This is a genomic window from Enterococcus devriesei (assembly GCF_001885905.1).
Lineage (GTDB): Bacteria > Bacillota > Bacilli > Lactobacillales > Enterococcaceae > Enterococcus_A > Enterococcus_A devriesei.
The window spans coordinates 144,055-163,157 of the sequence record NZ_JXKM01000006.1; the positions used below are offsets into that span (position 1 = coordinate 144,055).

The window sequence follows — 19,103 nt, forward strand, 5'->3', positions numbered from 1 at the left end:
TTTTTTGAGTCGGTTTCATTCTTCAAGCATTTCATTTTCCTTCTTAAAATAATCATGTTACGGTAATTTTATCAAGTGATAAGTGGAGGTTTTAATTATGTTTTTGGCAATCAATGAAATTCGCCATTCAAAGTTACGTTATACCCTTGTTATGGGTGTGATGTTTTTGATCGCGTATTTAGTATTCTTTCTAACGGGACTAGCCTATGGGCTGGCACAAGACAATCGGACAGCGGTAGACAAATGGAATGCCGACAATATTCTGCTGACAGAAGAGGCGAACAACAATTTGAATATGTCTATGATTCCGCTGAAAACTTTCGATGACGTGAAGGCGGATGAAAAAGCTTATCTTGCTCAAACGGCAGGCGTCATAAAAGGCGATGGCGGAGAAAAAATTGATGTCAGCTTTTTTGGAATCGACAAAGATCAATTTTTAGCGCCGAAGCTCACTGAAGGAAAAATGTTTTCTAATGATGACGAAGCCGTGGCCGACAGTACCTTGAAGGATCAATACCAGATCAAACTTGGCGAGACGGTTAAAATGGCGGGAAATGATAAAACGCTGAAAATCGTCGGCTTTACCGACAACGCAAAATTCAATGTGGCACCGGTGCTCTACACTACGATCGGCGCTTACCAAGAGATTCGTTTTGAAACGCAAGGGAGTACGGAGAATACTCGCATCAATGCGATCATTACTCGCGGCAAGGTCCAAACGGTTCCTGACGATCTGGAAGAGACCAGTATCAAATCTTTTATCAATGAATTGCCAGGCTATAGCGCGCAAGTCTTGACCTTCGGCTTTATGATCGGGTTCCTGATCGTGATTGCGGCGATCGTGATTGGTATTTTTATTTATGTGCTAACGATGCAAAAATCAGAAATTTTTGGCGTCATGAAGGCGCAAGGAATTTCCAGCAGCTACATTTCCTCTTCAGTGATTGCTCAGACCTTTTTACTGGCGACCGTCGGTGTTAGTATCGGTTTGCTTGCGACATTAGGCACCGCGCTGGTTCTGCCGGATGCCGTACCATTCCAAGTCAACGGTATTTTCTTTGCGGGAATCAGTGTCTTGATGATCCTAGTGGCATTGGTGGGCGCCTTCTTCTCGGTACGGACGATTGTGAAGATCGATCCGTTGAAAGCGATTGGCTAAGAATGTAGGAATCTGAAATTTAGGAGGAAAAAACGTGAGTGCGATTGAATTTAAAGCAGTAAAGAAATCATTTAAAGATGGCGACTCTATCATTGAAGCCTTGAAGGAAACCAATTTTTCCGTTAGTAAAGGCGAATTTGTAGCCATTATCGGCCCTTCCGGCTCCGGCAAGAGTACTTTTTTAACGATTGCTGGTGGCTTACAAGCTCCTTCTGAGGGAGAAGTGAAGATCAACGGTGAACCCTTCAGTGAGAAAAAGGAAAAGGAACGGGCTAAATTACGTTTTAAAGAAATTGGGTTTATTTTACAAGCATCGAATTTAGTACCTTTTTTAACGGTAAAGAAACAATTGAAACTAGTAGACAAAGTCAGTAAAAAAAATAATGACGAAGTTGCGGTATCGCTTTTTCAACAGCTAGGGATCGATCGTTTGGAGAATAAATACCCCGAAGAACTTTCCGGTGGCGAACGGCAGCGGGTGGCGATCGCCCGTGCGCTGTATCATGATCCAACGATTATTTTAGCGGATGAACCGACCGCTAGTCTGGATTCTGAGAAGGCCTATGAGGTTGTTAAGATCCTTGCCAAAGAAACGAAAGAGAAAAATAAGGCGACCATCATGGTGACCCACGATACCCGACTGGTGAAATATTGTGACCGCGTCTTAGTCATGAAAGATGGTACTTTGAAAGAAGAAGAAAATCCCGAGGAGCTGGCGGAATAAATTACTTGGTTGAGCCGTGCTTTTAGCTTGGAAATCAAGGTATAATGGATTTGGAAATCAAATCGATAAAAATGGGGCCTTCGAATGTATGAAGAAATTTTAGATACCGCGGAAGAATTGTTTATGAAACAAGGATATAACGATACTTCGACACGGCAGATCGCCAATATCTTAAACATTACGCAACCAAATATTTATTATCATTTTAAAAATAAGGAAGAGATTTATTACCAAGTTATGCAACGGCTAGCTAAAGAAGTCGGGGAAAACCTGAACCAAATCGCTGCAGACGAAACACGGGATTTTGATGAGAAGCTGTTGCAGATGGCTTTTTATTTGCAAAAACGCCATCCCTTCAGTTTATTCATGATGATGCACGACCTTCAACACACACTTCAGCCAGAGATTGCGAACAAATTATTTGGTTTATGGGAGAATTCCTATAAGCAGCCGTTTCTTGGATTATTTACGCAAGAGCAACGGATTCGTGCAACGGTTGAACCAGATTTCGCCGTCCGGCAGCTGTTCATATTGATTTCAGCCAATCTTGATCTGCCGGAAGCCATCAAAGTCGCAAGTTTGAAAAAAACGATGGAACTCTTTTTTTACGGAATCTTGGAAAAATAAAAAGACGACTTAGACGAACAATAGCTCGTCTAAGTCGTTTTTGAGTTATGCTAATACCGCTGCGATCATGTCAGGTAATTCCTTTTTCATGACCCGCTTAGTGTTTAAGGCATCAGTATAAGTGACCGTTTGATCTTTAGCGATAGTGGCTAATAATTGACGGTCTTTTTTTGGTGGGTTGTAGAAAACTTCAATGGCGTGATCGACATCTGACCATTCAGCTGAGTAGTTTGCTTTGCCCTTTAAGGCTTGATTCAATGCTTCTGCTTGTTCGGGAGCCACTTCTGGGTTGGCGGGTTGTTTCACAACGTCAGCTAAAATATCTTGTGCTAGTTCGCTAGCTTTTTCTGTTTCAGCGCTGACTTTGACCGCCGTATTCTTGAAGCTCTCAGACCAAAGATTATAAATGCTATTGGTCAACTGATTCAGTGTATCCGTTTGAGGTTTTTGCAAATACGTATCCATCAAATTTTTGAAAGAATGATCGCCCTCTGCGCTTTCAACATGGCGGACTTGACCTTCAGGAGTTTTTTCATCGAGATGAATCCGATAGTTGTCGGCCTTATCAAAATAAAGCTTAACATCACTATGAATGTGGTCAGCTAAAGTAGTTTCTACTTGAGCAAAAGCTTTACTGATTTGTTTGTTACGAGTTTTAATTGATTTCTTGATACTTTTCAAATTCACGAGTATTTTTTCAGTCACTTTCATTTTAGAGTTGTTATAATCGTTAGTATTATAGCATACTTCATGAAAAGTGCAGTAGGAATAAGAAAAAAGACGTGATGTCGAGGGCTGAATTCTTATTTTTTGAATGATAAAAAGACGGACAGGTTTGAAGTAGAGTGCCGATTTTAAAGACAAAAAAGCTGTTACGAAAATTATAACGGTTTTTCGTAACAGCATCTGTTTATCTTAAATCATCTAAAAATTCGGTCTTACTTGCAGCGACTTCATCTTTTGTCTTTATTATTTTAGCGGGAGCACCTGCGACGACTGCACCAGCGGGAACATCTTTTGTCACGATCGCACCAGCAGCGACTACGGCATCCTTGCCGATATGAACCCCTTCTAGCACTACGGCGTTTGCCCCTACTAAAACATTATCCTCAACAACCACAGGGGAGGCACTAGGCGGTTCAAGAACACCAGCCAAAACAGCACCGGCTCCAATGTGGGCATGCTTGCCGACGGTGGCGCGAGCGCCTAAAATTGCTCCCATGTCGATCATGGTACTTTCTCCGATGGATGCGCCAATATTGATGATTGCGCCCATCATAATGACCGCTTTGTCGCCAATTTCCACGCGTTCACGAATCAGCGCTCCTGGCTCGATTCGGGCGTTGATTGAAGTAATATCCAGCATCGGAATCGCTGAGTTACGCCGATCATTTTCAAGGTGTACAGCACTGATTTTGTCTTGTTGTTCGTTTAAAACTTCTGCTACTGCCTGACTTTCACCAATTAAGATCCAAGTCTTTTCTTGGCCAAAAAATTGAACATTCGTTTTCGTGATACCTGTCAGATCACCTTGAACATAGGCTTTGACCGGTGTTTTTTTTTCGGCATTTTTAATATATTTTGCAATTTCATAAGGATCAGTTAAAGTCATTGAATTACTCCTATCTCATAATAATGTAACTATTTTTTCAGAGCCCAGAAAAAATAGATTTTATTTTCGTTACGTATATCATCCAGCTAAACAGCTTGCTCATTGATTGGCACAACTATCGATTCTGCGTTTTATTTCTGAGGTACTACGAAAAGCTGGACTGAGATCCTATCTCATAATAATGTAACTATTTTTTCAGAGCCCAGAAAAAATAGATTTTATTTTCGTTACGTATATCATCCAGCTAAACAGCTTGCTCATTGATTGGCACAACTATCGATTCTGCGTTTTATTTCTGAGGTACTACGAAAAGCTGGACTGAGATCCTATCTCATATTATGGCACCTATTGTTTCATCACTTAATCATTTTATTTCTCGTCAATTAATTTTTCCATATCGTATAAGCCAGTATTTTTGGTACTGACATATTTCGCGGCTTTAACGGCACCGCTGGCAAAAACATTACGAGAGAGGGCCAAGTGATTTAATTCGATCACTTCATCTGGTCCTGCGTAAATCACAGTGTGTTCTCCGAGGATGGTTCCACCGCGAACGGCGTGAATACCAAGTTCTGATAAAGGATTTTCTAGATCATTGCCGTGACGGCCATAGATATACGTTTTCTTTTCGCTTACGGCATCGTTGACAGCATCTGCTAACAATAAAGCCGTTCCGCTAGGAGAATCTTTTTTCTGATTGTGGTGTTTTTCCACGATCTCGATATTGAATTCATCTTCTAAGACGGGTGTGATCTCGCGGATTGCTTTGGCTAACAAGTTGATGCCTAAAGACATATTAGCAGAGAAGAAGACGGCGGTTTTTTCACTGGCAGCGAATAATTGATTCTTTACTTCGTCGGTTAAACCAGTCGTTGCGATCACCACGGGAACTTTTTTTTCAACGGCGTAATCTAAAACGGCTGGTACGGCGGTGTAGTGTGAGAAATCAATGATCACATCAACAGCCACCTGACAATCAGCAATGGCTTGATAGGTGGGAAAGTCGGCTTCAAAAGCTTCACGATCCACACCGGCAACGACTTGCATAGTTGATTGCTGAGCGATCATAGTCTGTAAAACTTGACCCATCCGACCGTTAGCGCCACTTAAAAGGATGTCGATCATTAGTTGACCTCCAATCCGTAAGCAGTCATTTCTTTTTTCAATCGTTCAACGGTTTCGCCTTTAGCAGCAGAAAGCGGGAGACGGAAATTTGGCTCAATCTTACCTAATAAACCTACCGCGGTTTTGACTGGAATCGGGTTGACTTCACAGAAAATCGCATGGATTAAAGGCAGTTGTGCCAACTGTAATTCTTTGGCAAGCGCAAAATCACCAGCTAAAACAGCTTGGGTTAATTCGTGTGTCTGTTTTGGCGCGATGTTGGCGACTGTCGAAATGGAGCCGCGTCCACCTAACGCCATGATTGGTAAGACTTGATCGTCGTTGCCGGAGTAGATCGTAAAATCTTCCGGTAAGAGACGGGCAATTTCAGCGATTTGCGAAATATTGCCACTGGCTTCTTTGATAGCAACGACATTCGGAATTTGCGCTAAACGTTTCACCATCAATGGCTCAATATTCATGTTGGTTCGCGAGGCGACTGAGTATAAAATAATTGGCAGTTTCACGCTTTTCGCAATTTCTTGATAATGTAAAAATAGTCCTTCATCAGAAGCTTTATTGTAATAAGGAGTCACGATCAATAGAGCGTCAGCACCGACTTTTTCGGCACCCGTGGATAATTCGATGGCATGTTGAGTATCGTTGACACCAGTTCCGGCGATGACCGGCACCCGATTAGCGACTTTTTTGACTACAGCTTCGATTACGGCAATGTGTTCCGCGTTTGCCAAAGTAGAGGCTTCACCTGTCGTTCCGCAAGCAACGATCGCGTCGGTTCCTTCATTGATATGCCATTCGACCAGTTCGTCGATCTTCTTGAAATCAACCGCACCATCGGCCTTCATTGGGGTGATTAACGCAACTGCAGATCCTTCAAATATTCTCAAAAGAAACAACTCCTTCATTCATTTTTTATTTTCGTTCAAAGACGATTTCTACCGGGAAAGGTCCTTAATAGTAGAATTATAGCTCAATTATGAGTATCTGCCAATGTAAATCTAATGTAAATTTTAGTCAATAAAAGAAAAGAAGCAATGACCGTAGCCATTGCTCTTGATTCATTATCTTTTAGCCTTTCATATCCAGATAAGAATAATCCCTGACATCAAATCGATTGCGACTGCGAGAATACTCGATTGGCGTCCCATCTTGCTGATAGGCAATCTGACGTATCTCTAAAACGGGATCATTTTCTGAACAATTCAAATAGGTTTGATCATATTCTGAGCTTCTATCCGCGCGAATGGTACGATAGGCACCAGTGATTTTGATCCCTAAATCATTTTTAATATATTGATAGATGGAAGATTCAATAACTTCTTTTTTCAAATTAGGAACGGATTGGATCGGCATGTAGGTATGCTCTAAAATGAAAGGCTTATCTTCTAAAATACGTAGACGAATGATTTTATAAACCGGGTCTTCCGCTGTCAGATGCAGTTTTTCTTGGATTGTTTCGTCGGGAAATTCGACATTGAATTCAATAATCTGACTTTCTAATTTTCGCTTGGCTTTTTTCATTTCCATGCTTAGGCCTTCGTAATAGGATAGGACGGACGTATCTTTCGTTAAAAAGGGATGAGGTAGTACCGTCGTTCCCACACCTTTTTTAGATAGAATCAAGCCTTCTAGCGTTAGAATCTCTAAGGCTTTTTGAACGGTCATCCGGCTAACAGAGAATTCTTTTACGAGATCAATCTGTTTTGGCAAAAGCGAGCCAGCAGGGTAAGCCTCACTTTTAATGCGATTTCTTAGGGTATGTGCAATTTCTTCGTATTTTGGCAATTCGACCACCTCAATATGATTATACCTAAGTTTAAATGTCTATACAATGACTAAAAAAGTTAAGACAAACTTTTTGGGTTTGCCTTAACTTTTTTATTATTCTACATCGAAATTTGGTTGACGATCAAGGACCCGCAAGAATGGGTACCAAATCAAGCCAACGATAATGAAATCAATGACTTGTAACGCACCGCCTAGCCAAGAGTTGGTCGCTAAAATACCACTGGCGATAATCGGAACCGTCCAAGGAACGGAGACTCCGGTTGGCGGCGGCACGATGCCGGCTGCCATAACTAAATAATTCAAGGTGGTGACAACTAAGGGCGCGATGATCCATGGAATCATAATCGTCGCGTTCAAAACGATCGGTAAGCCAAAGATCGCCGGTTCATTGACGTTGAAGATCCCCGGCGCTAAAGCTAACCGACCAACATCGCGGTATTGTTTTTTCTTCAAAACAAAAGCCATCAACAACACAACAGCCAAGGTCATGCCGGAACCGCCTAGACCGACTGTGAACGTTTCCATAAAAGGTTTTGTAATAATATGAGGCAATGGGTTTCCGGCTTTATAAGCTTCTAAGTTATCTAGCATCAAGGTATTCCAAATCGGGTCCATTACAGAATTGACGATGATTTGACCATGAAGTCCAAAGAACCATAGAAATTGAACAAAAAAGAGCGCTAATAAGGTTGCTGGCAAGCCACTGCCAAGACCAGTCAAAGGTTTTTGGATCACTTCATAGATTACATCATGTAGATTGACGTGGAAAACCCCGGTCATAAGTGCATTAATCAATAAGAAAACAGTCAAAGTCAACACAGCAGGAATCAAAGCCGCAAATGATTTTGTAACTGCTGGCGGAACTCCGTCCGGCATTTTAATCTGCCATCCTTTTTTAGTGACGCGACAATAAATTTCCGCAGCTATAAAGGCGGCGATCATTCCGATGAACATCCCTTTAGCCCCTAAGCGGTCTAAAGATAAGACTCCGCTGATGTCTTCGCCATTTTCTAAAGTCATGACGAAGGGCGTCAAGATCAAGAAACTGGCCAATGATACAGCGCCACCGAAAATTCCTTCTACTTCATACGATTCAGATAAATAATAGCCAATGCCAAATGTGACGAATACGGACATGATGCTCATCGTAGCATTTTGTCCATTACCGAAAAGATTCGTTAAAATGCCTTTCGTCGCATCATTGAAAAAGGGCAGATTATTAATAACAACAACGATCGAACCAAACATGGTCAGCGGGAATGATAACATGAAAGCGTCTCTAAGTACCATCAAGTAACGATTTTGCCCAAGCTTATTGGCTAAAGGCATGATTTTTTCCGCTAGTTTATCCATAAACCCATTCATTTTCTTCACCTCTATATTTTTTTGTAATCGATTACGAGTTTAATTTAGCACGATTTTTTAACTATGTCTAGTCATTTATTTTTAATGATTGATTTTTATTTTTAAATTGTTTATCATGGTGATGAAAGAATAGGAGGATGAGAAAAATGAAGTATACATTTCCAGAAAATTTTTGGTGGGGCTCTTCTGCAAGCGGGCCGCAAACAGAAGGTCGCTTCGACGATGACGGTAAAGGAGAAAATATTTGGGATCATTGGTACCATGAAGAACCGGAAAAATTCTTTGACCAAGTAGGTCCAGACAAAACTTCACGGGTCTATCAGAAGTATCAAGAAGATATTCAATTAATGAAACAGATTGGGCATAATTCTTTTCGCAGCTCAATCCAGTGGAGCCGACTGATTCCCGATGGAACAGGCGAGGTGAATCCTAAAGCTGTCACATTTTACAACGATTATATCGATGAACTGCTCGCTAATGATATCGAACCTTTTTTGAATCTCTATCATTTTGATATGCCGATGGCTTTGCAAGAAATCGGCGGTTGGACCAATCGTAAGACAGTCGATGCATATGTGAGCTATGCTAAGACCTGCTTCAAATTATTCGGCGACCGCGTAAAAAAATGGTTCACCCATAATGAACCGATTGTGCCAGTTGAAGGCGGCTATTTGTATCAATTCCATTACCCAAATCAGATTAGCTTTAAAGAAGCGGTCGCAGTGGGCTATCACGAAAATATGGCCAGTGCAAAGGCGATCAAAGCCTATCATGAAATGAACTTAGGCGGCGAGATTGGAATTATTTTAAATTTGACACCAAGCTATCCGCGAGATGAGCAAAATTCGGCGGACGTCAAGGCCGCAGAAATGGCCGATGTCTTTTTTAATCGTTCTTTTTTAGACCCGGCCATCAAAGGTGAATTTCCCCAAGCATTAATTGAGGTAGTCAAGGAATTGGACATTTTACCAGATATCCAAGAGGGCGATCTGGAGCTGATCAAAAATAATACCGTGGATCTCTTAGGCATCAATTATTACCAGCCGCGCCGGATCAAGGCCAAAGAAACACCGATCGATCATACTCACGGACCAATGCCAGATGATTATTTCGATTATTATGATCTGCCAGGCAAGAAAATCAATCCTTATCGCGGGTGGGAAATCTATGAAAAGGGCATCTATGATATTTTAACCAATACGCGGGAAAATTATGGAAACATTCGCTGCTTTATTTCCGAAAATGGGATGGGGGTTGAAGGGGAAGAACGCTACATCAATGCTGAGGGTCAGATCGATGATGATTACCGAATCGAGTTCGTAACCGAGCATCTGAAATATGTCCACCAAGCGATCCAAGAAGGCACCAACTGTTTGGGCTATCATATGTGGACTTGCATGGATAACTGGTCGTGGACCAATGCTTACAAAAATCGCTATGGCTTTATCTCTGTGGATATCAAAAATGAAGGCAAACGAACCATCAAAAAATCAGGTCATTGGTTTAAAACGGTTGCTGATAATAATGGGTTTATAATAGAAGAATAGAAAAACAAACGGCGAAGGCAACCTTTTGATTGTCTTCGCCGTTTGTTTTACTATTTATCCAAGTTTTCTTTCTCAAAGGATCGGTAATTGGCTTGCTGCTGATTTTGATAGTCGATCAAAAATGTTTCAAAGGTTTCATAGTACTCAGGAAAATCGTTGCGATCATCTTCCCATAACGTGAGTGCTTCGCGAGTGAAGTTGGTTTTCAAATCGGCTTCGGATAAGATCAGACCGGTTTGTTGGTTTTTATAAAGTTTCATCGTATGTCCCTCCAAAAGAATTTCACTTAAAGTGTACTGCTGTTAAGGCAGATTAAAAAGGAAAAGAACTTCCTGTTCGATTTTCTGAAATTCGACAAATAATTATGAAAACAAATTAATGACCTCAGCGACTTTCTGTACTATAATATGAGAAACTATCAATGGTTTTTTAATCAAATGAACATAATTATAAGCTGGAAATGAGTGAGACGATGATTGATACGAAGGTCAAAGAGTTGGAAGAATTAGTCACGACGATGCGTCGTGAGCTACATCAGATGCCGGAATTAGGTTTAGAGGAAGTGCGGACAGCGGCTTATATTCGCGAAAAATTACGATCATTCGGTGTCACCGAGACTTATGAGGTGTTAGGAACTGGCACGATTGCCGTTCTCCGGGGCGAAAAGGCTGGGAAGACGTTGGCCTTTCGCACAGACATCGATGCATTGCCGGTAGAGGAACAAACAGGGTATGATTTTGCCTCAAAGACACCGGGAAAAATGCACGCCTGCGGGCACGATGGTCACATGGCGACCTTGCTTGGCTTTATCGCGTATCTTCATCGACATCCTGAAGCGCTTCAAGGGACGTTGGTCTTTGTTTTCCAACCGGCGGAAGAAGGTCCGGGTGGGGCGGAGCTGATTATGAAGGCTGGCATTTTACAAAAACTAGGGGTTGAAGAAATCGTCGGACTCCACGTCTTTCCTGATTTACCAACGGGGAAAATTGCTTGTCGGCCGGGCCCAATGATGGCTCGAAATGCGGAAGTAACGATCACGATCAAAGGCGTCAGCACACATGGGGCTCAGCCGCAATTAGGCGAAGATGCCATCGTGGCGGCCGGCGGTGTGATCTCTGGATTAAATAGTATTTTAGCTAGAAACATTAGCCCATTAGACAATGTCGTTTTAACCTTTGGTACGATCCACGGTGGCGAAGCGATGAATATCGTCGCCAAAGAGGTCGTTTTGCATGGCACGATGCGGGCTTTTGATGACAAGGTATATGATGAGGTCGTACGGCGGGTGGAATTATTAGCCGGTGAAATTGCTAAAGGCTACGGCTGTGAAGCAGAAGTCATCTTCAATCATATGTATCGGGTCGTAGATAATGACGCTGAAATGGTCACTGTCTTGGAACAGGTCGCTGCTGATTATTATGACGAGACACCACCGTATTTGATTGCGGAAGACTTTTCTTGGTATCAGCAAGAAATCCCTGGCATGTTTTTCTTCTTAGGAATTCGCGATGAAGCTAAGGGCTACACTTATCCACTTCATAGTGGAAAAATGAAATTTGATGAAGTGAATTTATTATTAGGCATCCAAACCTATGTCAATCTGATTGCTGGTTTGAACGAAAATAGAGGGGGCTAATTATGGAATTTGAAACAAAGAATGGGCACTTGATCTGGGATGGCTGCGATACCGTCGCTTTAGCAGAAAAATTCGGCACACCGCTGTATGTTTTTTCCCAAACAATGATCGAAGAGAAATGTCAGGAGCTGCAACGTGACTTTGTTGAAAAGTATGACAAGGTTCGTGTGGCCTTTGCTAGTAAAGCCTTCTCGACTTTGGCCATGCTGAAGATCATTCAGCAGCAAGGGTTTTCGTTAGATGTCGTGTCAGATGGCGAATTGTATACCGCGATCAAAGCAGATTTCCCAGCGGAGCAGATCGAGATGAATGGCAATAATAAATCGATTGAAGAATTAGAAATGGCGATCGATTACGGCGTTGGACGAATCATTGTCGACAGTTTGCAGGAAGTAGATTTGATTGCGGCGATCGCCAAAGAAAAGCAAAAAGTCGTCAACATTTTGTTTCGGATCACACCCGAAGTCAATGTTACCACTCATTCTTTTATTTCCACCGGCCAAAAGGATTCCAAATTCGGGATTCCAATTGACGAAGAAATTTTATTTCCGCAAATAAAAAAAGCAATCGACACACCCGAAGTGAATTTTTTAGGCTTTCATTTTCACGTAGGCAGCCAGCTGTTTGATAATCAAGCTCACTTGGCGGCGGTGGGGATTGCTCTGGATTTAGTCAAAATGGTCAAAGAACGTTATAACTATGTGATTGAGGAGCTGAATTTCGGTGGCGGCTTTGGGGTGCGTTATACCGATGCGGATCAGCCGAAGCCGTTCAGCTATTTCACGGATCCAATGATGAAGGTTGTCTTAGCTTTTTGCGAAAAAGAAAGTTATCCTCAACCGGCAGTGGTGATCGAGCCGGGCCGCAGTATTGTGGCTGAAGCGGGAATCAGTTTGCATACTATCGGTGCAATCAAAGAACTGCCGGGCTTGCGGAAATATGTCAGTATCGACGGCGGGATGACGGATAATATTCGACCGGGCTTGTACCAAGCGGAGTATACCGGCGTTTTAGCCAATCAAGCCGATCAACCAGCGACAGAAACGGTCACTGTTTCCGGCAAAGCCTGTGAAAGTACCGATATTTTAGTCAAAGATATCCAGCTGCCTAAGGTTGAAGCGGGGGATATTTTCGCTACCTTCTCAACGGGAGCATACGGCTATTCAATGGCCAATAACTATAATAAATTGGCGATTCCAGCGGTGGTTTTAACCAAAGCCGGTAAGGCGGAAGTCATCGTCAAACGTCAAAGTTTAGATCAAATCATCCAAAATGAAGTGATCCCGGATTTTTTACAGTAAAAATTGAAATGAGGGTATGAAATGGAGATTCCTTTTTATAAAATGCAAGGAGCAGGCAATGATTTCATTTTAATCGACAATCAAGCTTTGCAATTTTCTACGGAAGTACTAACTAAATTTGCTGCTCGCGTCTGTACTCGTCGCGTCTCAGTCGGTGCGGATACCGTGATCGTGATTGAAGCATCACGCGGGACGGGGGATTTTTATGCTCGCTTCTTCAACGCTGACGGATCTGAGGCAGAAATGTGCGGGAACGGCGCTCGCTGTGTCGCCCGCTATGCCTATGAACAAGGCTTGGCTGATGAAAAAATGGTGATTGAAACGATTGCCGGCAATGTCCCAGCAGAGCGAATCAATACTAGAACATATCGCGTACAGCTAAATTCGCCAACGGTTTTTGAAGCGGATAAAAAAATCCAAGTCGATGGCAAAGAGCTAACCGTTGATTATGTCGAACTAGGCGACCCTGGAATTCCTCATCTAGTTGTCCATCAGCCGGACTTAGCCATGACGGAGCTCGAAACCATTTTTGATTTAGCCCGGAAGCTACGTAACCATCCAGCGTTTGAAAAGGGGGCAAATGTCAATTTTTATGACATCCTTTCTGATCAAACGGTCGTGGAACGGACGTATGAGCGAGGAGTGGAGGATTTCACCTTAGCTTGTGGAACTGGAACAGGCTCGACTGCTTATGTCTTAAACAAAAAAGAATTGACTCAAGTAAACCCAGTCACCATCGAAGTACTAGGCGGTGCATTGCAAGTTGAAGTCGTGGCTGAAGAACTTTATTTGATCGGTGATACCAATATGGTGGCTGCCGGCACGATTTTGGATGATGATTTGTTCTTAGATTAAACATTTGAAAAAGATGCTTACTAGAATTTTGCAAGCATCTTTTTTAGCCAATAATCGTTATTGACGTCGTATCTCACAAAACTTATCATAAAAAAAGAACTAGTTTTAGGAGGACAAAATGAAAAAATTTAAGAAGATGGTGGCGATCGAACCAACGAAGCTGCTGCCAGAGTGGGATCAAAAATTGAAAGAGTATGCGGAAGAAGCGATTTTTTACACTGATATCCCGCAAGATGCTCAAACGATCATCGAGCGGATTGGCGACACGGATTGCGTGATGCTGAGCTTTACTAGTTTTATTGATCGTCAAGTGTTGGATGCTTGTCCGAATATTCGCTACATTGGAATTTGCGCCAGTTTGTATGCGCCGGAAAATGCCAACGTCGATATTTTGTATGCCAATGAAAAGGGTATCGTAGTGACCGGCGTGCGGGATTATGGTGATGAAGGCGTCAAGGAATATGCGATTAGTGAGCTGGTCCGTCTGCTGCAAGGACGGGGGCCCGCGATGTGGAAAGAGGAGCCGTTGGAATTGACGGATGTCAAAGTTGGGATTATTGGTATGGGAACGGTAGGCAGCTTACTTGCCAGAACAATGGATTTTTTTGGAATGGATGTGAATTATTTCAGCCGAACTCGCAAACCTGAGCTTGAAAAGGAATTGGGCATGGATTATTTGCCGCTAGCTGAGTTATTAGGAAACGTTGATATATTGATTACTTGTTTGAATAAAAATGTGGTGCTACTTGATGAAGCGGCTTTTGCAACATTCGGTAATGGAAAAATTTTGATGAATGTCTCGATCGCGCCTTCACATGAGGTATCAGCTTTGAAAAACTGGTTAGCGCAACCGGGAAATTTTGCTTTCAGCGATACGGAAGCTGGGTTAGGTGCAGAAGTGATTGATTTACCAAATGCTTTCACGGGGAAAATCAACGCGGGCTTGACGTCACTGGCTAAAGTGCGGTTGGCGCAAAAAGTAATAAAAAACATCGAAGTCTTTCAAACTAAAGGATAAATAATTCAATTGAGTTCCCAACTAAATGTTATGAGATGTTACACACTTTGTTTCTTTTTCAAAATTATTTTTATTCCGTGTAATATAACCTTACATGTGTTATTGCTTTTTTAATTGAGACCCGCTATGATTAAAAAAAGCTGCTATGTATGAGAACACGTCGATTAAAAAGAAATGGGGAAAGCACTGGAGTATCGTTATATCGTGCAGGTAGAAACATTGGTGGGAGAGCGGATAGAAGAATATTTCAAGACCTATCGCGAAGCATTGTGCTGTGCGACCAATTACGAACGGGTCAAAATGAGTAAGATTTTAAAGTTGGGCGAATTAGTCAACGAATTTAATTATTAATAAAAAAGGATCCGCTTACGAGCGAATCCTTTTTTTATGGCGTGTGTCAATTAGGTTGCCAACGACAAAAATAATGATTCCTAGCCAAATAAAGGCGAAAGCAATAAATTGCGGTAACTGATAAGGTTCATGAAATAGGAAGATCGCCATAATTAGCATAATCGTAGGGTTGATGTATTGTAAAAAGCCGATCGTGATATAGGATAATTTTTTTACCGCGGTAGCGAATAGTAATAAGGGAATCGCTGTTACGATCCCAGCCCCCATCAGCAGCAGATTTGTCGTCAATGAATAATTCATGAAGCCTACATCTGACAAGAAAAATAAATAGATTAAGCCGATTGGTGCAATGATCAATGTCTCTAAGGTGATGCTGGTCGCCGCACTTAAATTCAGCTGTTTCTTAGTTAAGCCGTAGAGACAAAAGCTCGTAGCTAGCAGCAGCGAGTTGATAGGGAAGACGCCAGTTTGAATCGTTAGTAAAACGACGCCGGTCAATGCGGCCAGACTCGCTAGCTTGGCTTGTCTTGATAAAGGTTCTTTCAGATAAAAGGCGCCGGCTAAAACATTTAACAACGGATTGATGTAATAGCCTAGGCTGGCTTGCTGGACTTGACCGATGGATACGGTGTAAATAAAGACACCCCAGTTGATTGAAATCAGAAAAGCGGCTGAAATAATCGCGATGGTGTGGCGCCGACTTTTTAGCAACTCTTTGACTTCTTGAATGAATAGCGGAATTTTTTTTAAAGCGATTAAGTAGAGCGTCATAAAAATCAATGACCAAAAAATCCGATAAAACAACACATCCACCGAACCGACTTCGCCTAATAATTTCCAATAAAGGGGTAGGATGCCCCAAATGATATAAGCGCTGAAGCCATATAACAATCCCGAATCTTTTTTCATTTTGCCCTCCTTCAAGCATGAATGCCATGCACTATATTCAATGTCGTGTGTTCATTCTAACATAAATGGATTCTCTCTTTGAGCAAAATAAAAACTTCTCTGCCGTAAGTGACAGAGAAGTTGCGAGAACAATTTTTAGTCGATTTTAGTGGTGCCGCTACCGATATGGGCAACGTAAAAGTCAGGCGCGTAGCCAACCACGTTAAGGTATTCATCGTAAACATTATTTTTGAAAGCTGGAATGGTTTCTTCTTTGACTAAGGCGATCGCACAGCCACCAAAACCGGCACCAGTCATTCGGGCGCCTAATACGCCATCTTGTTTTTGCGCAGCATCAACCAGTGTATCTAACTCGATGCCAGTCACTTCATAGTCGTATCGTAGCGAATGATGAGAAGCGTTCAGCAATTTTCCGAAGGCGGCTAAATTGCCTTTTTCTAACTCTGTTTTGGCGATCAAGGTCCGTTGATTTTCTGTAACGGCATGGCGAGCGCGACGGATCAAGGTATCATCACCAATCAAAGCAGTATTGGCTTCAAAGGTTGCTTCATCCAATTCGCCTAAGGCTTGGATGTCTAATTTCTTTTGCAAGCGAGCCAAGGCTTCTTCACATTCGCTACGGCGTTCGTTGTATTTTGAATCAGCCAATTCACGGCGTTTGTTAGTATTCATGATCACTACTGCGTAGTCGCCTAATTTCACTGGTACCATTTCATATTTCAATGTATTGGTATCTAATAAGATCGCTTTATCTACTTCACCAAAGCCGATGGCAAATTGATCCATAATGCCTGAATTGACGCCGATAAACTCATTTTCCACTTTTTTCCCTGTTTGCACCAGTTCAAGACGATCAGTATCTAAAGCGAAGATGTCTTCAAGCATGACGCCAACTAATAATTCCAACGAAGCACTGCTAGAAAGCCCTGCTCCATTCGGAATCGTTCCTTCAACTAATAATTCAAAACCGTGGTCGATCGTATGACCGGCTTCTTTCAATTTTAGAACCATGCCTTTCACGTAGTTTGCCCAGTTGTCTTTTTTATCGAAAGTCAGGTCATCCAGTGTAAAGGTGATGACGCCGATTTCATCGAAGTTGGTTGAATAAACCAAGACTTTGTTGTCTTCGCGAGGAGCTGCCAAGCCATATGTTCCGTAAGTGATTGAGGCTGGGAAAACGTGTCCACCATTGTAATCGGTATGTTCGCCGATCAAGTTGATCCGGCCTGGAGAAAAATAATGAGTCGTTGTTTTAGGGCCGAAAATTTCAGCAAATTTTGTGTTTAACGCTTGTTTGATTTCCATCTTAGTTCGCTTCTTTCAATTTAATTTTAAATTCGGTCGCTGATTCAAAAGGCTGCATCGGCGCTATCGCGATTGAGCCAAAGTCAGGAAACTGCTCGGCCCCTGGTGCGACCTGTGTTTCAAAGGTGATTCCGCCATGATTAACGAGCTTAGAGCCACGCATTTCAGGGCCGTCTTCACCAAAATTAGCGGAGAAAATAACCACGCTTGGGGCATCCGTACTCATTTCAACCTCCACTGAACCGTCGGGGCTGGTAAGTTTTGCGGCAGGATTTTCTAAGGTATGCTCTTTCAAGAAGAAGGGATGGTCGAAGCCGCCGAATTGATCTTTTTGTTCATCAGAAGCAGCAAAAGCATCGCCTAATTTTCGCGGCGTTTGAAAATCAAAAGCGCTTCCTGTGCTCTTTGCGATTTCTCCTGTCGGCAAAACATCGGTGCCAACAGGGGCAAAGTGATCGCTGTTTAACCAAAGGGTATGCTCGTCGATGGACTGAGCTGGATCACCAGTTAGATTGAAATAGACATGATTGGTTGGGTTGAAGAGCGTCAGCTGATCAGTCGTGCCTTTGGTTGTTAAACGCCAAACATTGTCCTTCGTCAAGGTATAACGAACTTCAACGGTCAAATTGCCAGGAAAACCATACTCACCATCAGGACTGAGGGTTTTGAAAAGTACTGAGGCTTCCTCTTCACCGTCTTCGATCGTATATTCCCATTTCTTTGCTTCAAAACTTGCTGGACCGCCGTGTAAGGTGTGGCCAGTCGCCGGGTCCGTCTCAACTTGATAATTTTTTCCCGCAAGTGTGAAATGACCATGCTGGATACGGCCGGCTGTCCGCCCGATTGAGGCGCCGATATAAGGATCTTTTTCCAAATATTCTTCAGCAGAATCAAAGCCTAGGATCAATTCAGTATCCTTGCCTAGGCGAACAATCCGTGCACCTAAGTCAGAGACAGATAGGCGGAAACCGTGTTCATTTTCAAGTGTAATCAAGTGATACCCTTTTCCAAAATCTTTTTCGCTAATTTTCATGTGTAAAACCTCTCTTATTGTTCTTTTATACCAGTTTTTTCTGGAAATAATACCTGATATCAGTTTATCGATTAATAACCAAAGTGACAAGCGCACCGCTTTCATTTCAGCTGGGAATCGAAAAAAACCGACTGCCTGTTAAAGAACATGTTCACTATCCTTACTCTAACAAGAAACCGTTTTCGAAAACATATATTTCTGTGACGACTATTTAACTTTTTGTTGCATTTTATTAAGTGGTTGTCCAAAATAATCAAGCAACAAAATAGGAGAGCAACAAACCCGGTCAGTCGCAACGTATAAAGGTCCATCAGGTATGATGCCTCCTCTAAAAATATCATTGACAGTTATAGGATACCAAACAGAGAATCGAGACAAAGTCGCGTCTCGATTCTCTGTTGATAAAGCTATTTTTTATGAAAGAAAAACCAGAGTTCTTTTAACACCCAGATTGTCGCTACCAAAAGTGTAATGAAAAAAATTTGTTGAAAAATTATATGATTGGGTATTTTTAAATCGAGATAAGGAAGTTTTTCCTGGAGCAGTAAGGTACTGGGAACGATTAAACAAATTAGAAGTGTTTGCACAGCTTGCTTGAGCCGATTCTTCATGATTCCTCGCATCCTTTGTGTTTGATAAGCTAAGCATAGCACGTAAAAAAAAGAAATTTTGGATTTATCAATAAATTTTCCAGCGGCAAAAAAATTTGGGCTCTTGAGTAAATTGTCTTTGATTCAGCGGAGGTATT

The 19,103-nt window shown here is 42.1% G+C and carries 19 protein-coding genes; 9 read left to right on the top strand and 10 right to left on the bottom strand.

What is annotated here, in order from left to right; genetic code table 11:
* Window positions 1-97 precede the first annotated feature (97 nt).
* The 3 genes from RV00_RS10230 (at window position 98) to RV00_RS10240 (ending at window position 2,510) form a co-directional block, all read left to right on the top strand.
* Window positions 98-1,159, top strand: a complete 1,062-nt coding sequence (locus tag RV00_RS10230) for an FtsX-like permease family protein (protein ID WP_071862506.1) — start codon at window positions 98-100, stop codon at window positions 1,157-1,159.
* A gap of 34 nt (window positions 1,160-1,193) precedes the next feature.
* A complete protein-coding gene (locus RV00_RS10235) occupies window positions 1,194-1,883 on the top strand; it encodes an ABC transporter ATP-binding protein (RefSeq protein WP_071862507.1) in 690 nt (229 codons plus the stop codon).
* Window positions 1,884-1,967: 84 nt separating this feature from the next.
* Entirely contained in the window at window positions 1,968-2,510 is a 543-nt protein-coding gene (locus RV00_RS10240) for a TetR/AcrR family transcriptional regulator (RefSeq protein WP_071862508.1), read from the top strand.
* A gap of 45 nt (window positions 2,511-2,555) precedes the next feature.
* Here RV00_RS10240 and RV00_RS10245 read toward each other — a convergent pair whose 3' ends face one another.
* The 6 genes from RV00_RS10245 to celB form a co-directional block, all read right to left on the bottom strand.
* Window positions 2,556-3,197, bottom strand: coding sequence for a hypothetical protein (locus tag RV00_RS10245; protein ID WP_071862569.1), 642 nt, complete (start codon window positions 3,195-3,197; stop codon window positions 2,556-2,558).
* Between the two features lie 223 nt (window positions 3,198-3,420).
* Window positions 3,421-4,122, bottom strand: coding sequence for a 2,3,4,5-tetrahydropyridine-2,6-dicarboxylate N-acetyltransferase (gene dapD, locus RV00_RS10250; RefSeq protein ID WP_071862509.1), 702 nt, complete (start codon window positions 4,120-4,122; stop codon window positions 3,421-3,423).
* A 369-nt stretch (window positions 4,123-4,491) separates the two neighbouring features.
* Window positions 4,492-5,247: a 4-hydroxy-tetrahydrodipicolinate reductase gene (gene dapB / locus RV00_RS10255; RefSeq protein ID WP_071862510.1), complete on the bottom strand. Its 756-nt coding sequence runs from the start codon at window positions 5,245-5,247 to the stop codon at window positions 4,492-4,494.
* Window positions 5,247-6,134, bottom strand: a complete 888-nt coding sequence (gene dapA, locus RV00_RS10260; RefSeq protein WP_071862511.1) for a 4-hydroxy-tetrahydrodipicolinate synthase — start codon at window positions 6,132-6,134, stop codon at window positions 5,247-5,249. The genes dapB and dapA overlap by 1 nt, the downstream gene beginning before the upstream one ends.
* A gap of 181 nt (window positions 6,135-6,315) precedes the next feature.
* On the bottom strand, window positions 6,316-7,032 hold the full coding sequence (locus RV00_RS10265) for a GntR family transcriptional regulator (RefSeq protein WP_071862512.1): 717 nt from the start codon (window positions 7,030-7,032) through the stop codon (window positions 6,316-6,318).
* 96 nt (window positions 7,033-7,128) lie between these two features.
* Window positions 7,129-8,400: a PTS cellobiose transporter subunit IIC gene (celB, locus tag RV00_RS10270; protein WP_071862513.1), complete on the bottom strand. Its 1,272-nt coding sequence runs from the start codon at window positions 8,398-8,400 to the stop codon at window positions 7,129-7,131.
* A 146-nt stretch (window positions 8,401-8,546) separates the two neighbouring features.
* Between celB and RV00_RS10275 the strand changes: the two genes are divergently transcribed.
* Window positions 8,547-9,947: a glycoside hydrolase family 1 protein gene (locus RV00_RS10275; RefSeq protein ID WP_071862514.1), complete on the top strand. Its 1,401-nt coding sequence runs from the start codon at window positions 8,547-8,549 to the stop codon at window positions 9,945-9,947.
* A gap of 50 nt (window positions 9,948-9,997) precedes the next feature.
* Here the strand turns inward: RV00_RS10275 and RV00_RS10280 are convergent, their stop codons facing one another.
* Complete coding sequence (locus RV00_RS10280; RefSeq protein ID WP_071862515.1) at window positions 9,998-10,207, bottom strand: hypothetical protein; 210 nt, start codon at window positions 10,205-10,207, stop codon at window positions 9,998-10,000.
* A gap of 212 nt (window positions 10,208-10,419) precedes the next feature.
* On the opposite strand from RV00_RS10280, the gene RV00_RS10285 reads away from it, so the two are divergent.
* From RV00_RS10285 to RV00_RS16430, 5 genes are all read left to right on the top strand, one after another.
* Entirely contained in the window at window positions 10,420-11,583 is a 1,164-nt protein-coding gene (locus RV00_RS10285) for a M20 metallopeptidase family protein (RefSeq protein ID WP_071862516.1), read from the top strand.
* A 2-nt stretch (window positions 11,584-11,585) separates the two neighbouring features.
* Window positions 11,586-12,884 carry a diaminopimelate decarboxylase gene (gene lysA / locus RV00_RS10290; protein WP_071862517.1) on the top strand — a complete coding sequence of 433 codons (1,299 nt, stop codon included), beginning with the start codon at window positions 11,586-11,588 and terminating at the stop codon, window positions 12,882-12,884.
* A gap of 21 nt (window positions 12,885-12,905) precedes the next feature.
* Window positions 12,906-13,739: a diaminopimelate epimerase gene (gene dapF, locus RV00_RS10295; protein ID WP_071862518.1), complete on the top strand. Its 834-nt coding sequence runs from the start codon at window positions 12,906-12,908 to the stop codon at window positions 13,737-13,739.
* Window positions 13,740-13,857: 118 nt separating this feature from the next.
* On the top strand, window positions 13,858-14,757 hold the full coding sequence (locus RV00_RS10300; RefSeq protein WP_071862519.1) for an NAD(P)-dependent oxidoreductase: 900 nt from the start codon (window positions 13,858-13,860) through the stop codon (window positions 14,755-14,757).
* A gap of 174 nt (window positions 14,758-14,931) precedes the next feature.
* The gene (locus tag RV00_RS16430; RefSeq protein WP_169818942.1) at window positions 14,932-15,108 is read left to right on the top strand and encodes a hypothetical protein; all 177 of its coding nucleotides are present in this window, start codon (window positions 14,932-14,934) and stop codon (window positions 15,106-15,108) included.
* 15 nt (window positions 15,109-15,123) lie between these two features.
* Here RV00_RS16430 and rarD read toward each other — a convergent pair whose 3' ends face one another.
* The 3 genes from rarD to RV00_RS10315 form a co-directional block, all read right to left on the bottom strand.
* Window positions 15,124-16,017 carry an EamA family transporter RarD gene (gene rarD / locus RV00_RS10305; RefSeq protein WP_071862520.1) on the bottom strand — a complete coding sequence of 298 codons (894 nt, stop codon included), beginning with the start codon at window positions 16,015-16,017 and terminating at the stop codon, window positions 15,124-15,126.
* Between the two features lie 135 nt (window positions 16,018-16,152).
* On the bottom strand, window positions 16,153-17,322 hold the full coding sequence (locus RV00_RS10310) for a galactokinase (protein WP_071862521.1): 1,170 nt from the start codon (window positions 17,320-17,322) through the stop codon (window positions 16,153-16,155).
* Window position 17,323: 1 nt separating this feature from the next.
* Window positions 17,324-18,355: an aldose epimerase family protein gene (locus RV00_RS10315; RefSeq protein ID WP_071862522.1), complete on the bottom strand. Its 1,032-nt coding sequence runs from the start codon at window positions 18,353-18,355 to the stop codon at window positions 17,324-17,326.
* Window positions 18,356-19,103: the final 748 nt, after the last annotated feature.

What these genes read in the sequence shown, in the direction of transcription:
- RV00_RS10310 (WP_071862521.1), bottom strand. Translation starts at nt 17,322, where the DNA reads ATGGAAATCAAACAAGCGTTAAACACAAAATTTGCTGAAATTTTCGGC.
- RV00_RS10240 (WP_071862508.1), top strand. Translation starts at nt 1,968, where the DNA reads ATGTATGAAGAAATTTTAGATACCGCGGAAGAATTGTTTATGAAACAA.
- dapF (WP_071862518.1), top strand. Translation starts at nt 12,906, where the DNA reads ATGGAGATTCCTTTTTATAAAATGCAAGGAGCAGGCAATGATTTCATT.
- lysA (WP_071862517.1), top strand. Translation starts at nt 11,586, where the DNA reads ATGGAATTTGAAACAAAGAATGGGCACTTGATCTGGGATGGCTGCGAT.
- celB (WP_071862513.1), bottom strand. Translation starts at nt 8,400, where the DNA reads ATGAATGGGTTTATGGATAAACTAGCGGAAAAAATCATGCCTTTAGCC.
- RV00_RS10315 (WP_071862522.1), bottom strand. Translation starts at nt 18,355, where the DNA reads ATGAAAATTAGCGAAAAAGATTTTGGAAAAGGGTATCACTTGATTACA.
- RV00_RS10300 (WP_071862519.1), top strand. Translation starts at nt 13,858, where the DNA reads ATGAAAAAATTTAAGAAGATGGTGGCGATCGAACCAACGAAGCTGCTG.
- RV00_RS10280 (WP_071862515.1), bottom strand. Translation starts at nt 10,207, where the DNA reads ATGAAACTTTATAAAAACCAACAAACCGGTCTGATCTTATCCGAAGCC.
- RV00_RS10230 (WP_071862506.1), top strand. Translation starts at nt 98, where the DNA reads ATGTTTTTGGCAATCAATGAAATTCGCCATTCAAAGTTACGTTATACC.
- dapB (WP_071862510.1), bottom strand. Translation starts at nt 5,247, where the DNA reads ATGATCGACATCCTTTTAAGTGGCGCTAACGGTCGGATGGGTCAAGTT.
- RV00_RS16430 (WP_169818942.1), top strand. Translation starts at nt 14,932, where the DNA reads ATGGGGAAAGCACTGGAGTATCGTTATATCGTGCAGGTAGAAACATTG.
- RV00_RS10275 (WP_071862514.1), top strand. Translation starts at nt 8,547, where the DNA reads ATGAAGTATACATTTCCAGAAAATTTTTGGTGGGGCTCTTCTGCAAGC.
- dapD (WP_071862509.1), bottom strand. Translation starts at nt 4,122, where the DNA reads ATGACTTTAACTGATCCTTATGAAATTGCAAAATATATTAAAAATGCC.
- rarD (WP_071862520.1), bottom strand. Translation starts at nt 16,017, where the DNA reads ATGAAAAAAGATTCGGGATTGTTATATGGCTTCAGCGCTTATATCATT.
- RV00_RS10285 (WP_071862516.1), top strand. Translation starts at nt 10,420, where the DNA reads ATGATTGATACGAAGGTCAAAGAGTTGGAAGAATTAGTCACGACGATG.